We start from the raw sequence: 13,756 nt of genomic DNA on the forward strand, positions 1-13,756 counted from the left end.
GCCACCATTCATACCTTACCTAGCTCACTCAGGAGAGGCATCTCTCCCGAGTGGGCTTTGTGTATTTATGCAGCGTGACATAGTAGGACAGTTGTTTGATAGTAGCAACGCTGTTCGCACCCCTCGATATGAATTCTTAATACCACAATGCCCGTGAGTTAATACATGGGCGTAGTCAGCATTTCGATGCCGGACGAACTGGAGGAGCGAATCGACACGTTCGCGGACGAACACGGGTACACCGGCCGCAGCGAGGTCGTACGTGAAGCAGTCCGGAACCTGATGGGTGAGTTCGAGGACAAGCGACTGGAGGACCGCGAACTGATGGCGGTCGTCACGGTGTTGTTCGACTACGAGACGACAACTGTCGAGGAAAAGATGATGCATCTCCGCCACGATCACGAGTCAATCGTCGCGTCGAACTTCCACAGCCACGTCGGCGACCGGTACTGCATGGAACTGTTCGTGTTGGAGGGCCAACTCGACGACATCTCCGCGTTTGTCGGCAAAGTCCGGGCCACGAAGGATACGCTGTCAGTCGATTACTCGGTACTGCCGGTCGACGACATCAACATGTTCAGGTGAGAGGGTGTCGATGACGGAAAGCCCTGCCGCGTGTCGGGAGTGCGCGAACCGTTTGAGACCTTCAGTAGGCGTTTAAGTCGGGGCCGCGTAGCCGGCGGCGATGAAAGACTCTATTCTCGATACGATCGGGTCCCCGCTGGTCTCGGTTCGTGCGCCGGAGGGGGCGACGGTCGCAGCGAAAGTCGAGTCGTTCAATCCCGGCGGCTCCGCCAAGGACCGGCCGGCGAAGTACATGATCGACGACGCCGAGCGACAGGGGTCGCTCGAACCGGGCGATACGCTCGTCGAACCGACGAGTGGCAACACCGGCATCGGCATGGCGATGGTCGGAGCGACGAAGGGGTACGACGTGGTGTTGGTGATGCCGTCCTCGAAGTCCCCCGAGCGCCGCCAGATAATGAAGGCCTACGGCGCGGAGATCGAACTGGTCGAGGGCGACATCTCGGACGCGAAAGAGCGCGCGGACGAACTCTGCGAGCGCGACGACTACGTCCAGTTGCGGCAGTTCGACAACCCGGCGAACCCGAAGGCACACTACGAGACAACGGGCGCGGAGATCATCGAGCAGGTCGGCGACCGGACAGTCGATGCGTTAGTGGCGGGCGTCGGAACCGGTGGCACGATCACCGGTACCGGCCGTCGACTGCGCGAGGCGTTTCCCGAGATGGATATCGTTGCCGTCGAACCGGCCGACAACGCCGTCCTCTCCGGGATGGAACCGGGCACGGGTGAGGACAGCTTCCAGGGGATGGGGCCGGGCTTCATCAGTAACAACTTGGATACTGAGCTGTTGGACGACGTGGTGACGGTCGAACTCGCGGACGCGGAAGACGAATGCCGGCGGCTCGCCCACGAGGAGGGCATCCTCGTCGGCCAGTCCTCGGGCGCGTCGAACCTGGCTGCGAGGGAGGTAGCCGAGCAACTCGCCGCGGACGGCGTTGAGGACCCACTCGTCGTCACAGTTTACTGGGACAGCGGCGAGCGGTACATGTCGACCGGAATGTTCGACTGAGAACGATCTGTTCTGCGCGCGCGGCGCAATCGAATCAGGCGCCGAACTCCGATTCGGTCACCCTGACGATGAGCGTGTCGTCCACGTCCCGGAGGTCGTACTCGGGAATCGTGTCCCCGGTCCGTGTCAGGAGCATCGGTTCGACGAGTTCCGGTGGGCGCTCGGTCTCCATCGCCTGTGTGTCAGACGCAGGCTCCGATTCGCCTTCCGACGCGGCTTCGTCATCGGTGTCGCCGCCCCCGTCCGGCTCGACAATGCCGTACACGTTGAGGAAACGTCCGGTGGCTTCGGGGGCGATATCGTCGTCCCGGATCGCCGCGGCGAGGTCCCGAGAGAGCCACTCGGTCTCGCTGATCGACGGGTCACGGACGAACGCGGCGTCGGCGAAGCGGACCAGATACCAGTTCAGGTCGTTCAGGAGCGCCACCGCCGCGCCGAGGCTCACGGTGTCGACGGCGACGGTATTGGCGAACGGTTCCTGCAGGTCGTAGGTGGCGAGCGCGTTCCGTGCGGTCTCGCGCGAGAGGAGTTCGTACCGGAGGTTCACGCCCTCGCTCCCGACGAGACAGACCTGCGTCATGGCTCAACCCTGGCCCGCCCCGGAAATTTAGCTTTCGATGGGGACGACGGCGCGGTCCCGGGCACAGGACTCGGCGCGCTCGAACAAGTCGTCGGGCTCGGCCGATCGAACCGCTTCGAGCGAGGCATTGGTTTCAGGATGTGATGGCGCGACGCGGTTGCAGCCGGTGTCTATCGTTGAGCCCTCGAAAGTCCCGATGGCCCGTGCGTGGTTGGTTATCTCGGATTTGTCGACGGTGAGGTTCGGTCGGTGCACCGGGAGCGTTGTCGCGGCGTCCGTGACGGCAATGTTCGCGCTCGTCTGGCTGGATTTCTGTCCGATAGCCTCGCCGGTGACGATGCCGACGGCGTCTCGCTCGTGCGCGATAGCCTCGGCGACTGCGAGCATGAACCGGCGGAGCACGAGCATCCGGAGCGCGCCGAGGTCCTGTGACAGGTCGGCGACGACATCGCCGGCATCGACGACGTTGACGGATAGGTCGTGGCCGGGTGCGTACGACGCGAGTTCGGAGACGGTCGAAACGGCTCGCGCCCGGTGGTCGGGACCGCCGTAGTCACCGAGGTCGACGTAGACGGGAATCACCGGCGCGCCGCGTTTCATGAGCTTCCAGGCGGCGACGGGCGAGTCGATGCCGCCGCTGACGAGGGCAACGACGGGTCGCTGGGTTCCCAGCGGGAGGCCGCCCGGACCGGCGCGTTTCTCACAGAAGACGTACGCCTCGTCGGCGCGACACTCGACGAACAGTTCGAAATCAGGGTTGTCGAGGTCGACGGCGGGTTCCGTCCCGAGTGCTTCGATGGCCTCCCAGACCGCGGTGCCGCCGTCGGATTCGATGTCTGTACTGGAAAACGGATGGGCTGCCGCTGGACCTGCCCGGCGGGCGTCGACGGCGAAGGTACCGCCGTCGTACTGTTCTCGCGCGGTCGCGGCCAGTGCGTCCTCAATAGCCGACAGCGTCGGGTCGACAGTGGTGACGGCCGACGCGGAGGTGACGCCGAACGTGTCGGCCGCGGCCGCGGTCACGCCCGCTGGCTGGTCGGTGTGGACGAACAGCCGGTTCCGGCGTTGCTCGAAGTCCCCAGACAGGCCGCGCGCATCGAGCATCGCACGGAGGTTGTCCGCCAACTGGTCCTCCATCTTCCGGCGGACCTGTTCGCTCTTGACGCCGAGTTCGCCGTGGCGGACGAGCACGCTGTCGGCGTCTGGCGGGTGCATGCCCGCGAGTTAACTACCGGCGAGTAAAGGGGTGTCGCCTCGCCCCCTCAGAACGTCGAGAGGTTGCCGTCGATGACCTGCCGCGTGATGTCGGTCACGTCGGCCAGTTCGTCGTCGATCACGGCCTGGATGTCCGATTGGACATCGCCGACCGCGACGCCGTCCTCGGTGATGACCGTCGCGTCGGCGACGTGGGGCTCGTCGATCGGCGAGCCGATCTGTGAGAGCAGTCGCATCTGGACCTGCCGGATGCCGTCGACTTCGCTCGCAACGGACTGTGCGATCTCGGTCGAGAGGAGGTTGTATATCTTCCCGATGTGGTTGACGGGGTTTTTCCCGGATGTCGCTTCCATGCTCATCGGGCGGTTCGGCGTGATGAGGCCGTTCGCGCGGTTCCCCCGGCCGACGGAGCCGTCGTCGCCCTGCTCGGCGCTGGTGCCGGTGGTCGTGAGGTAGATCGACTCGGCGTCGTAGTCGTCGGCCGTGTTGACGTGGACCGTCACGTCCCGGTCGGTGTACTCCTCGGCGAGATCGGTGACGAAGGCTTCCACGTCCGAGACAGCAGTCTTGTACGTATCGAGGTCCGGAACGTGTTCGTCGACCATCGCGACGGCCACCGTCACGTCGATGTGGTCGCCCTCGCGCTTGCCCATCACTTTCACGTCCTGACCGACGACCGGGTTGGACTCGGCGTACTCGCCGGTCAGTCGCTGCTCGGTATTGCGGACGATCTGTTCGGTTTCTGTCAGGGGTGCGTGCCCGACGCCGTAGCTGGTGTCGTTTGCCATCGGTACTGTCGCTTCCTCCCCGAACACGGTCTGGAGGTCGCCCGATCCCTCGCCGAACTGCACGTCGACGATGACGTCGGAGCCGAGGTCGAGATGCGGGAACTGCTCGTCGAGGTAGTCGCGGGCGGCCCGGAGGGCGATGCTCTCTGCCGGGATGCGCTCGCCGTCGTACTCCTTGGTCGCGCGGCCGACGACCAGTATATAAATCGGTTCCAGCACTTCACCGCCACCGTACGCGGGCGCGGCGGTTCCGGCGACGAGCTGCGTCTCGTCGGTGTTGTAATGCAGGACTGTGCCGAACCGGTCGATGTACGTCTGGGCCAGTGCCCGCGACACCGTCTCCGCGATACCGTCACAGATCGAGTCCGGATGGCCGATGCCCTTGCGCTCTACGACTTCGATATCCTGGTCTTCGACGGCGAGCCCGCTCGCAGGTTGGACGTGGATGTTCCGCTCGGTCATTACCCCGACTTCGGTTGGCCGGGTTCTATAACTTACGGGAACAGATGAGGATGAAATGATTACTCGCTCGCATCAGCGAGCAGCATACCGAGGTAGGAGGTCCGCCGTTGGTCGTTCGGGTCGAGGTCGAGGTCTCGGAGGACTTCGTAGGCTCCTTCCCGAACCGGTTCGATGTCGCCGTCGGTTTCCCGCTCCACTTCGACGAACTCGCCGACGTCGTCGACAGCGTCGAGTGTGACGTGGTACTCTCGGAGTTCGTACACCCGGCGGTTCTTCCGGACCGTCGCCGCCGGCTCGAAGCCGAGGTGGCGGACGATAGCGTCGATATCCTCGCCGTCCTCGACCCCAGTTTCGAACTCCTCGCGGCTCTTCGACTCCGCTTCGAGCAGTGGGCCTTTGTAGGTGACTTTCGCCGTCGTCTCTCCCTTCCTGGTCTCGCGACGAACTCGGAACGCTTCGTCTGTCTCGGCGAAATCCCGGTGGGGCGCGTCGTAGTACGTGTCGGCCTGTATCACCGTATCGATCTGCTCGGCCCCCAGTTCGTCGAGTCGCTCCGCGACGGCCTCGATGTCCGCTGGCACTTTCACCTCGACTTCGTACATACTCCGTGGCTGGGTCGGCCCGCTGAAAAACGCTCCCGTCGACCGCGCCATTTACTGTGCCCGCTCTCCCGGGTAGTAGTATGGCCGGTCGCTACGAGCCGATCGATTCCCCGGACGAGACGACCCTCTTTCCGTACCACGACCTGACGCCGCCGACAGTTGCAGCGGTCGCTCGCGCCCGGCAACGCATCCGCCAGTACCTCCCCGAGACGCCGCTGGTCCGTAGCGAATCACTTTCCGACGCGCTTGACGCGACTGTCCTGCTCAAGCGTGAGGATACGCTCCCGACCGGCGCGTTCAAAATCCGCGGCGGCGTGAACCTCGTCGCGTCCCTAGACGAGGAGTTCCGCGACGCCGGGCTGCTAGCCGCGAGCACGGGGAACCACGGCCAGTCCATCGCCTGGGCCGGCCGCGAGTTCGACGTGCCTGTCACTATCGGCGTCCCGGAAGAAGCGAACGCCGGAAAGGTCGACGCGCTGGAGCAACTCGGCGCGGAAGTCATTCCCTACGGCGAGGACTACGACGAGGCCCGCGAACACATCGAGGAACTGGCGACCCAGCGCGAGGCGCGCTACGTCCACTCGGGCAACGAACCCAAGTTGCTCGCTGGCGTCGGCACGGCGGGCCTCGAAATCCTCGACGAGCGGCCCGACGTCGACCGCGTGTTCTGTCCCGTTGGCGGTGGCACCGCCGCAGCCGGGTACTGCATCACGCTCGGGGCGATGACCGACGCCGCTGTCGTCGGTGTACAGGCCGCGGGCGCGCCCGCGGTGTACCGCGCCTGGCAGGAGGAGACGCTGGAGACCCTCGACAGCGTCGACACTATCGCCGAGGGCGTCGCGACACGGGTGCCGTTCGCGCTCCCGACCGAAATACTGCAGGCGGGCCTCGCTGATTTCCGTCTGGTGTCCGAAGACGCCATCGCTGACGCCGTGGCGCGCCTGTTCGAGACGGACCGCATCGTCATGGAAGGGGCCTGCGCGACGGCTGTCGCCGCGGCGCTCCAGGCCGGCGACGAACTCCGCGGCGAGACGGTTGTCCTCCCTATTTCCGGCCGGAACATCGACCGCGAGAAGTTCGACCGGTTGCTGGCTGCAAGCGAGTACTAGCCGGCCAGGTCCGAAGTTGCTTGACCGCTACTGACCGGGAAACGTTGTCCTTAAGAGTGCCACGACTGACGAACAGGGTATGAGCAACGAGTCTGAGACTGAAGTCGATGAGGAAACCGAAGCCGAAGAAGAGCAAGCGGAGGGGCTACAGAAAGGCGATGTCGTCAAGCTCGCCTACACCGCCCGAACCGTCGATGGCGGCCAGCTTGTCGACACGACTGACGAGGAAGTCGCCGAGGACGACGGTATCGACACCGAACAGCAGGAGTTCGGCCCGCGCACCATCGTGCTGGGCGAGAACCACATCTTCCCGGACGTCGAGCAGGACATCTACGGGAAGGAAGTCGGTGACGAGGGGACCGTAACCGTCGCCGCCGCCGACGCCTTCGGCGAGTACGACGAGGAAGAGGTCCGGACGGTCTCGAAGGACAAGATCCCAGAGGACGACCGCTACCCCGGCGCACACGTCGACATCGAGGGCGAGCACGGCCACGTCGAGACCATCATCGGCGGCCGCGCGCGAGTGGACTTCAACCACCCGCTGGCCGGTGAAGACGTCGAGTACGACTACGAAATCCTCGAAGAGGTCACGGACCGCGAGGAGAAGGCACAGGGCATCATCCGGATGATGCTCGACATGGAGCTCGACGTGTGGTTCGAGACCGACACCGTCGAAGAGGAACAGCTCGTCGAGAGCGAAGACGACGATGAAGACGAAGACGAGGAGTCCGAACCCGAGTACGAGACCGTCGAGGTCGAGAAGGACACCCTGTACATCGAGGCGACGCCGCAGCTGACGATGAACCAGCAGTGGATGATGGGCAAACAGCAGATCGCCCAGCAGCTCACCCAGCTGCTCGACATCGACCGTATCATCGTGCAGGAGGAGATCGGTGGCGGCGGCATGGGCATGCCCGGCATGATGGGCGGCATGGGCGGTGCCGGCGGCGCTGACATCGAGGACGCGCTGGAAGACGCCGACGTTGACGCCGAGGAGATCGTCGAAGAGATCGAAGGCGCCGAAGAGTAACTGCACAGCGAGTCCGCCGGACGGATCTGCGGTGCCGGTCGATAGCAGCTGCTATTTTCTGAGGGCTGACACGGGAGAACGATTATACGCACGACACGTCATCACTACCCATGCGCGTGTCGTTGGTGTATCCGCTGTTGCTCGCGCTCCCACCGGCCATCGCGTTCGGCGTCGGCACGCTCGTGCTGACCGGAAGCACCGCGCTCGGGCTGACGGCGGGTGTCGGCGTTGGTCTCGGGTTGTTCCTGTTGATACTCGTCGGCACGGAGTTCGGATCGACGGACAGAGAGCTACAGCCCGGCCGCGAATAGAATCAGGCGATGTCGCGGCTGGTGTCGATACTGACCTCTTCGACGAGATTGAGTTTGATGATGTCGTTCGGCGCACGCCCGCCGCGGAACTTCGGGATCGCGAGGCGGTTCTCCACTTCGTCACCGTTCGTCGTGGTATCGAGCTGGAACACCACGTCGGCGAAGTGCTCGGTCGTGTCCCGAAGTGGTGGCACGTCGCGGCCGTCCAGGCAGTGGACGATAGCGAGGCTGCCGGTGTTGACGATGTGGTTCTGGAGGTCGTTCATGAACGCCCGAAAGCGCGAGTGTGGCTCCTGCGCTTCCAGCACGTCGAGGGGGTCGACGATGAGGTTCGAGGTCTCCGGCAGCGCCGAGACGAGTTTGCCGGCGTTGTCGAGCGGTGCCTCGCCGGAGATGTGTCGCACTGTCGGGTCGCCGGTGTTTGCCGGTGTCTGCTCGATGCTCGCGATGACCGACTCGGCGGTCCGGTCGAGCGACAGCCACAGGGTCCCGCGCGTGGCGGTGAGTTCGTAGAGGAACAGCTCCGCCTGGCTGGCCGGCTGGGCAGAGAGCACGACGATACTCCCGGCGGGGATGCCACCGTCGAGCTTTCTGTCGAGGACATCGATGCCCGTTCGCAACCGGTTGGCCATACCACTGAAACGTTATTTAGCCACGAGATTAAGTATTCCGCTTGGTGAGAACGTTCGCTATCTCGACGTATTGTGCCGTCGCCCGGTCCGATTCCAGCGGCTTCGACACCGACGGGACGTGGACCGTTCCCGAACAGGACAGCAACTCCGACGGGTCCACCGAACCGTCACTGCCGACCAGTACCGCGAGGGCGGGCGGCGCGTCGAGCGCCCTGGCCATCGCCGCAGTTTTGGCTGTGTCGGTGAGGCTCTGGCGGGTCGGCTCACTCACGATGACTGTCCGCTCAGCCGCCCGCAGCGGCCGGGCGGCGTCCGGGCCAGCGCCGGCAGGACAGTCGAGTACCACGGGGCGATCACACCGGGTGAGACCGGCGATAGCATTGCCGACAGCGGCACCGGAGGCGGTCTGACATGGGAGTACGTCGACGTTCTTGACAGTCGTGGCGCGCTGGGCGACCGAAGCCGGCTCAGTCGCGGCCGTGATATCGGCGATTCCGGGCGTCGGATCGACGCCAGCACGGCGATGGAGATTGGGCATATCGCGGTCGGTATCGATGACCAGCGACCGTCCGGTCGGCGTCCCAAGCGCCTGTCCGACCCCGAGAGCGACCGTCGTTTTCCCGCAGCCACCCTTGCCGCCAGCGATTGCGAGCATACTGTGGGTGGACCGGTTATGGTTTTTGAACCCTTGTGCTGAGGGTCGTGAGGCATTGCCCATCAGATCCTGATTAGACGGATCGCCTTCTCGCGGTTGGCTGTTGGCTACCTTTTATGCGGTAGCTACCGCTGTGTTCCGCTATCGGTAGCGGGTCTATACCTCCGTCGGCGAACGTCCCGACGGGCGAATCGTTCGATTACAGTCGGACTATGATTCGATAGCATGTGTGTAACGAAAATAGTCACAACACTACTATCAGGCATGGGTAGTGGACCGAACACGGCCCTCCAGTTATACAGTATCCGAACCCTGCCCGAGTCGCTCCCTGAAATCGTTCGACGTGTTGGAACTGCCGGCTACGATGGCGTCGAATTCGCCCATCGGTTCCACGAGGAACCGCCCGAAGATATCGCAGCAGCACTCGATGACGCCAATCTCGAACCGGTCGCCGTCCACGCAGCCCTCTCCGAGATTGAGGCTGCCCTGAACGGCGAATCAGACCTGCTCGTCCGGTGTCAAACAGTGGGGTGTGACACTGTCGTCGTCCCGCATCTCCCGTCGTCCGAGCTCCGAACCCGGAGTGACATCCGCTCGCTCTCCCATCGGTTCCGTGACACAGCGGCCAGCCTCGAAGACTGGGACATGCGGCTTGGCTTCCATACTGGCCGACTGGCCTTCCGGCCCTTCCTTCCGGACGGGGCAGGCACGGTCATCGAGGAAACGCCGGTACCCACGGCTGTCGGGCGGTACGCACACCGGCTGCTGAGCGGACTTTGGCCGACCGAGCCGACGACGATTCCGAGCGAGACCCCGATGTGGAACCTCATCGCTCGGACCGCGCCGGCAGAAGTCACGTTCGAACCGGAGGTCGCGGAGATCCGCGAAGCCGGCTACAACCCGATTGCCCTCTTCTCGCTCTGCAGCGACCGCATCGAGATGGTCCACCTCCGTGATGTGGGCTCTGCGGGGCCGCTCCGGGGATACGAGAACGTCCCCCACGGCGAGGGCCTCGTAGATATGAATGCGGTCGTCGACGCCGCGGCCGACGCCGGCGCCGACTGGCTGATCTACGAGAACGAACTCGACAGCGACCCGGGGGCGAAGATTACTCACGGGGCGGCCACGCTGGATCGCCTCCACGATGGGCGCGAACCGTCCCGGCGCCCCACACGGATTCCGGCCACGAGTTCGTGACCGCTGTCGGCGTGTTAGCCCGACTATAACAATACCGATACACCCGAACGGCTGGGACATGAATCTACACCACGAGCGCATCGAAGCCTCGCCGCCGGCGAGTACGATGAGCTTCTGTCTCACGACCGACCTCACGGGGAACGGTCGGCCGGACGTCATCGTCGGCGCGCTCGGCGACGAGCACGAGGTCCAGCTCCCGCTCGTCGACAAGTCGGTCGACCTGCTCTCCGTGTTCGGCATGGGGCCGGTTGCCCGCTGGCTCCAGACGAACGTGTTCTGGTACGAGAACCCCGGCTGGGAGCGCCACGACGTAGCCAGCGCACCGGAGCTTTCCGTCGGGGGCTCGCTCGGCGATATAACGGGGAACGGCCGCCCAGACATGGTCGCCGGCCAGAACATCCACCAGCACAAGCTGTGGTGGTTCGAGATCCCGGACGATCCGCGACAGCAGTGGACGCGCCGGCTCATCACCGACGACTTCGAGAAGTACCACGACACCGCCGTAGCGGACGTCGACGGCGACGGACAGAACGAAGTCGTCGGGCTGTCCCAGGAATCCCGAACCGTGTTCTACTACGACATTCCCGACGACCCGACCCGGGAGCCGTGGCCGGTTGCGAACCGCCACATCGTCGCCGAGGACCTCGACGTCGAGGGTGTCGCTGTCGAGGACGTCGACGGCGACGGGGAGGTTGAGATCGTCGCCGGCCCCAACGTCTTCCACCGGACCGCCGACGGCTGGGACAGAGAGTCTATCGCCGAGGACTGGCAGTGTACCCGCGTCGCTATCGAGGACGTCGACGGCGATGGGGACTTGGAGATAATTCTGGTCGAAGGTGACGAGCCGTATCTCGACGACCGCCCGGCCAGGCTGGGCGTGTTCGACCCGCCCGACTGGGACCTGACACTACTGCACGACGACCTCTCGAACCCGCACAGCCTCGACGTGGCGGACTTCGACGGCGACGGCAACCCCGACATCTTCGTCGCGGAAATGGGGCTGGAGGACGGACACGAACCCCGGCAGTTCGTGTTCCACAACGACGGGGCGGGGAACTTCGAGCGGAAAGAACTGGGCACCGGCATCCCCACCCACGAGGCGAAGGTCGTCGACCTCGACGGTGACGGCATGCCCGACATCGTCGGCAAGGCCTACACCGAGCCGCGCGTCGACGTCTGGCAGAGCAATCCCTGACGGGTCGTCCTGCCCCGTCGCTGTTTCCGCCGCTGTGCTCTTCCGTGACGCTGGCTTCGTCCCTCTGTGCCGGTCTTCTCCGAACCGAACGTGACGCTGAGGATGACAGTCCTGTTCCCGTGTCGGGGGATTCAAGACCGTCCGGAGCGCGGTATCGAGTGAAATGCGGCACGACCACATCATCAGCGCGAAACAACTCTCGCGGGGCGACATCGAGACGGTGCTCGACCGCGCGGCCGACATCGCGGCTGACCCGGGGGCGTTCGCGGACCGGCACAGCGACACGCTGCTTGGCCTCCTCTTTTTCGAGCCGAGCACCCGGACGAAAATGAGCTTCACCACGGCGATGAAACGCCTCGGGGGCGACATCGTCGACATGGGCTCTGTCGAGTCCTCAAGCGTGAAGAAAGGCGAGTCGCTGGCCGACACCGTCCGTGTCGTCGAAGGCTACACCGACGCGCTCGTCCTCCGGCACCCCATGGAGGGGTCCGCGAAGATGGCGAGCGAGTTCGTCGACGTGCCGCTCGTCAACGCCGGCGACGGGGCCGGCCAGCACCCGACGCAGACGCTGCTTGACCTGTACACGATCCGGGAGAACGCGGGCTTCGACGACCTGACTATCGGCATTATGGGCGATCTGAAGTACGGCCGGACGGTCCACTCGCTGGCCCACGCGCTCACGACCGTCGACGCCAGACAGCACTTCATCAGCCCCGAATCGCTTCAGCTCCCGCGGTCGGTCCGCTACGACCTCCACGAGGCCGGCGCGGGCATCCGCGAGCACACCGAACTCGACGAGATCCTGCCGGAACTGGACGTGCTCTACGTGACGCGCATCCAGGCCGAGCGGTTCCCCGACGAGAGCGAGTACCGCGAGGTCGCGGGCCAGTACCAGATCGACGCCGCCACGCTTGAGGCGGCCAAGGACGACCTGACCGTGATGCACCCGCTCCCGCGCGTCGACGAGATCGCCCACGACGTCGACGAGACCACCCACGCGCAGTACTTCCAGCAGGCCCATAACGGCGTCCCAGTGCGGATGGCTCTGCTCGACCTGATGCTCGGAGGTGACCAATGAGCGACAACGACCAGCAACTCCGCGTCTCGAAGATCCAGAACGGCACCGTTATCGACCACATCGCGGGCGGCCAGGCGCTGAACGTCCTGGCGATTCTGGGCATCGACGGCACCAGCGGCGACTCCGTCTCCGTCGCGATGAACATGCCCTCGGACCGCCTGGGCCACAAGGACGTGGTCAAAGTCGAGGGTCGGGAACTCTCTCAGAACGAGGTCGACGTGCTCTCGCTTATCGCCCCTGCGGCGACGATCAACATCATCCGCGACTACGAGGTCGTGGAAAAAGGACGCGTCGAGCGCCCGTCGGTCGTCGAGGGCGTCCTCGAATGCCCGAACCACAACTGCATCACCACCGAAGACGAGCCCGTCGACTCGCGCTTTGCCGTCGGCGATGACGGCGTCCGCTGTGAGTACTGCGACACGATCATCCGCGACGACCTGCCGGCACACATTCTCGCAGAGTAGCGGCTGTGGCCCGATCTGCCGGTGGCTCGCGTAAACGCTCCATTATCACGCTGTCATACGGTGATAGAGGGCACGGCCGCCGGTGGCAATGATGCTGAGCCAGACGGCTAACAGGCACACTACCCCGATAGCGAGTCCCGAAACTGCCCCAGTCATTTCGACGTAGGGGCTGAGCAGGCTGGCGACCGCAACAACTGCCCCGCCGCCGACAGCGCCGGTGAGCAGGCTGGTGTCGGCAGCCCTCGCTGCGAGGAGTCCGATGAACCCGGCGAGCGGGAGTAGTGTCAGCCACGACAGGACAGACCGGATCGGAAACGCGAACAGCCCGCCATGGCCGGTCCAACCTGTCCGGAGGAGGTATCGGTCCGAGCCATCCTCGATGAACACGAACGCTTCATCGTAGTCCAGTTCGGTCCCGTAGGTAAACTCCTCGGGGAGCTCGTCCTCGTGATACGTGTCACAGACGAGCATGAAACCCCGGCACACCTCCGGGATGTATCGACGGTTGCCGTTGTACTGTTCGCGGGGCTCAGCGGCTCGGGTTCGGTCGAACAGCTCCCGAGCGACCGGTGACAGCTCCGCGTACTGGTAGACCTCGTGGTCGTACCCCGCTGTGTACTCCTCGTACAACGGTGAGGACTCCGGCACAATCGTATGTGCGTACTTCGGGCTGTCGCTGGCGGTCACGTACGGATCGCCGAAGGAACCGGGGTAGGCGGCGAGTGCGAGCAACAGCGCCGCGACGACGAACCCGGCGACTTTGAGCTGACGGTGGGAGGGCAGAGACATACCGTATGCCGCTGACAGTTCCGGAGTTAGCAGTAAATTCTTTGGGTCTGCG

Annotated in this window: 16 protein-coding genes; 9 read left to right on the plus strand and 7 right to left on the minus strand. The window is 64.6% G+C overall.

Annotated features, from left to right (window positions below; genetic code table 11):
* The first annotated feature begins 165 nt into the window (after window positions 1–165).
* Together ACY9XZ_RS09690 and ACY9XZ_RS09695 are read left to right on the plus strand one after the other, a co-directional pair.
* Window positions 166–585: a CopG family ribbon-helix-helix protein gene (locus ACY9XZ_RS09690; RefSeq protein ID WP_463456843.1), complete on the plus strand. Its 420-nt coding sequence runs from the start codon at window positions 166–168 to the stop codon at window positions 583–585.
* Window positions 586–685: 100 nt separating this feature from the next.
* Window positions 686–1,597, plus strand: a complete 912-nt coding sequence (locus ACY9XZ_RS09695; RefSeq protein ID WP_463456844.1) for a PLP-dependent cysteine synthase family protein — start codon at window positions 686–688, stop codon at window positions 1,595–1,597.
* Window positions 1,598–1,631: 34 nt separating this feature from the next.
* Here ACY9XZ_RS09695 and ACY9XZ_RS09700 read toward each other — a convergent pair whose 3' ends face one another.
* From ACY9XZ_RS09700 to cyaB, 4 genes are read right to left on the minus strand one after another with little or no spacing between them, the layout of a single operon-like run.
* On the minus strand, window positions 1,632–2,177 hold the full coding sequence (locus tag ACY9XZ_RS09700; protein WP_463456845.1) for a DUF5804 family protein: 546 nt from the start codon (window positions 2,175–2,177) through the stop codon (window positions 1,632–1,634).
* A gap of 27 nt (window positions 2,178–2,204) precedes the next feature.
* On the minus strand, window positions 2,205–3,392 hold the full coding sequence (locus ACY9XZ_RS09705) for a tRNA sulfurtransferase (protein ID WP_463456846.1): 1,188 nt from the start codon (window positions 3,390–3,392) through the stop codon (window positions 2,205–2,207).
* 47 nt (window positions 3,393–3,439) lie between these two features.
* Entirely contained in the window at window positions 3,440–4,642 is a 1,203-nt protein-coding gene (locus tag ACY9XZ_RS09710; protein ID WP_463456847.1) for a methionine adenosyltransferase, read from the minus strand.
* Window positions 4,643–4,701: 59 nt separating this feature from the next.
* Window positions 4,702–5,244, minus strand: coding sequence for a class IV adenylate cyclase (gene cyaB / locus ACY9XZ_RS09715; protein ID WP_463456848.1), 543 nt, complete (start codon window positions 5,242–5,244; stop codon window positions 4,702–4,704).
* Between the two features lie 80 nt (window positions 5,245–5,324).
* On the opposite strand from cyaB, the gene ACY9XZ_RS09720 reads away from it, so the two are divergent.
* From ACY9XZ_RS09720 to ACY9XZ_RS09730, 3 genes are all read left to right on the plus strand, one after another.
* Window positions 5,325–6,353, plus strand: a complete 1,029-nt coding sequence (locus ACY9XZ_RS09720) for a threonine ammonia-lyase (protein WP_463456849.1) — start codon at window positions 5,325–5,327, stop codon at window positions 6,351–6,353.
* 79 nt (window positions 6,354–6,432) lie between these two features.
* Window positions 6,433–7,383: an FKBP-type peptidyl-prolyl cis-trans isomerase gene (locus ACY9XZ_RS09725; RefSeq protein WP_463456850.1), complete on the plus strand. Its 951-nt coding sequence runs from the start codon at window positions 6,433–6,435 to the stop codon at window positions 7,381–7,383.
* Between the two features lie 110 nt (window positions 7,384–7,493).
* Window positions 7,494–7,694, plus strand: a complete 201-nt coding sequence (locus ACY9XZ_RS09730; RefSeq protein ID WP_463456851.1) for a hypothetical protein — start codon at window positions 7,494–7,496, stop codon at window positions 7,692–7,694.
* Between the two features lie 2 nt (window positions 7,695–7,696).
* Here ACY9XZ_RS09730 and ACY9XZ_RS09735 read toward each other — a convergent pair whose 3' ends face one another.
* Window positions 7,697–8,326, minus strand: coding sequence for an RAD55 family ATPase (locus ACY9XZ_RS09735; RefSeq protein WP_463456852.1), 630 nt, complete (start codon window positions 8,324–8,326; stop codon window positions 7,697–7,699).
* A gap of 28 nt (window positions 8,327–8,354) precedes the next feature.
* Window positions 8,355–8,981, minus strand: coding sequence for a MinD/ParA family ATP-binding protein (locus ACY9XZ_RS09740; RefSeq protein ID WP_463456853.1), 627 nt, complete (start codon window positions 8,979–8,981; stop codon window positions 8,355–8,357).
* A gap of 264 nt (window positions 8,982–9,245) precedes the next feature.
* Between ACY9XZ_RS09740 and ACY9XZ_RS09745 the strand changes: the two genes are divergently transcribed.
* The 4 genes from ACY9XZ_RS09745 (at window position 9,246) to pyrI (ending at window position 12,915) form a co-directional block, all read left to right on the plus strand.
* Entirely contained in the window at window positions 9,246–10,178 is a 933-nt protein-coding gene (locus ACY9XZ_RS09745) for a sugar phosphate isomerase/epimerase family protein (RefSeq protein WP_463456854.1), read from the plus strand.
* A 58-nt stretch (window positions 10,179–10,236) separates the two neighbouring features.
* A complete protein-coding gene (locus ACY9XZ_RS09750) occupies window positions 10,237–11,373 on the plus strand; it encodes an FG-GAP repeat domain-containing protein (protein ID WP_463456855.1) in 1,137 nt (378 codons plus the stop codon).
* A gap of 163 nt (window positions 11,374–11,536) precedes the next feature.
* Window positions 11,537–12,451 (plus strand): aspartate carbamoyltransferase, encoded by a 915-nt coding sequence (pyrB, locus tag ACY9XZ_RS09755; protein ID WP_463456856.1) that lies wholly within the window; start codon window positions 11,537–11,539, stop codon window positions 12,449–12,451.
* Window positions 12,448–12,915 (plus strand): aspartate carbamoyltransferase regulatory subunit, encoded by a 468-nt coding sequence (pyrI, locus tag ACY9XZ_RS09760; RefSeq protein WP_463456857.1) that lies wholly within the window; start codon window positions 12,448–12,450, stop codon window positions 12,913–12,915. The genes pyrB and pyrI overlap by 4 nt, the downstream gene beginning before the upstream one ends.
* Before the next feature lie 45 nt (window positions 12,916–12,960).
* On the opposite strand, the gene ACY9XZ_RS09765 is transcribed toward pyrI, so the two are convergent.
* Window positions 12,961–13,704, minus strand: coding sequence for a hypothetical protein (locus tag ACY9XZ_RS09765; protein WP_463456858.1), 744 nt, complete (start codon window positions 13,702–13,704; stop codon window positions 12,961–12,963).
* Window positions 13,705–13,756 lie beyond the last annotated feature (52 nt).

This window comes from Haloarcula sp. HT12, from assembly GCF_055271655.1.

What these genes read in the sequence shown, in the direction of transcription:
- ACY9XZ_RS09690 (WP_463456843.1), top strand. Translation starts at nt 166, where the DNA reads ATGGGCGTAGTCAGCATTTCGATGCCGGACGAACTGGAGGAGCGAATC.
- ACY9XZ_RS09695 (WP_463456844.1), top strand. Translation starts at nt 686, where the DNA reads ATGAAAGACTCTATTCTCGATACGATCGGGTCCCCGCTGGTCTCGGTT.
- ACY9XZ_RS09700 (WP_463456845.1), bottom strand. Translation starts at nt 2,177, where the DNA reads ATGACGCAGGTCTGTCTCGTCGGGAGCGAGGGCGTGAACCTCCGGTAC.
- ACY9XZ_RS09705 (WP_463456846.1), bottom strand. Translation starts at nt 3,392, where the DNA reads ATGCACCCGCCAGACGCCGACAGCGTGCTCGTCCGCCACGGCGAACTC.
- ACY9XZ_RS09710 (WP_463456847.1), bottom strand. Translation starts at nt 4,642, where the DNA reads ATGACCGAGCGGAACATCCACGTCCAACCTGCGAGCGGGCTCGCCGTC.
- cyaB (WP_463456848.1), bottom strand. Translation starts at nt 5,244, where the DNA reads ATGTACGAAGTCGAGGTGAAAGTGCCAGCGGACATCGAGGCCGTCGCG.
- ACY9XZ_RS09720 (WP_463456849.1), top strand. Translation starts at nt 5,325, where the DNA reads ATGGCCGGTCGCTACGAGCCGATCGATTCCCCGGACGAGACGACCCTC.
- ACY9XZ_RS09725 (WP_463456850.1), top strand. Translation starts at nt 6,433, where the DNA reads ATGAGCAACGAGTCTGAGACTGAAGTCGATGAGGAAACCGAAGCCGAA.
- ACY9XZ_RS09730 (WP_463456851.1), top strand. Translation starts at nt 7,494, where the DNA reads ATGCGCGTGTCGTTGGTGTATCCGCTGTTGCTCGCGCTCCCACCGGCC.
- ACY9XZ_RS09735 (WP_463456852.1), bottom strand. Translation starts at nt 8,326, where the DNA reads ATGGCCAACCGGTTGCGAACGGGCATCGATGTCCTCGACAGAAAGCTC.
- ACY9XZ_RS09740 (WP_463456853.1), bottom strand. Translation starts at nt 8,981, where the DNA reads ATGCTCGCAATCGCTGGCGGCAAGGGTGGCTGCGGGAAAACGACGGTC.
- ACY9XZ_RS09745 (WP_463456854.1), top strand. Translation starts at nt 9,246, where the DNA reads ATGGGTAGTGGACCGAACACGGCCCTCCAGTTATACAGTATCCGAACC.
- ACY9XZ_RS09750 (WP_463456855.1), top strand. Translation starts at nt 10,237, where the DNA reads ATGAATCTACACCACGAGCGCATCGAAGCCTCGCCGCCGGCGAGTACG.
- pyrB (WP_463456856.1), top strand. Translation starts at nt 11,537, where the DNA reads ATGCGGCACGACCACATCATCAGCGCGAAACAACTCTCGCGGGGCGAC.
- pyrI (WP_463456857.1), top strand. Translation starts at nt 12,448, where the DNA reads ATGAGCGACAACGACCAGCAACTCCGCGTCTCGAAGATCCAGAACGGC.
- ACY9XZ_RS09765 (WP_463456858.1), bottom strand. Translation starts at nt 13,704, where the DNA reads ATGTCTCTGCCCTCCCACCGTCAGCTCAAAGTCGCCGGGTTCGTCGTC.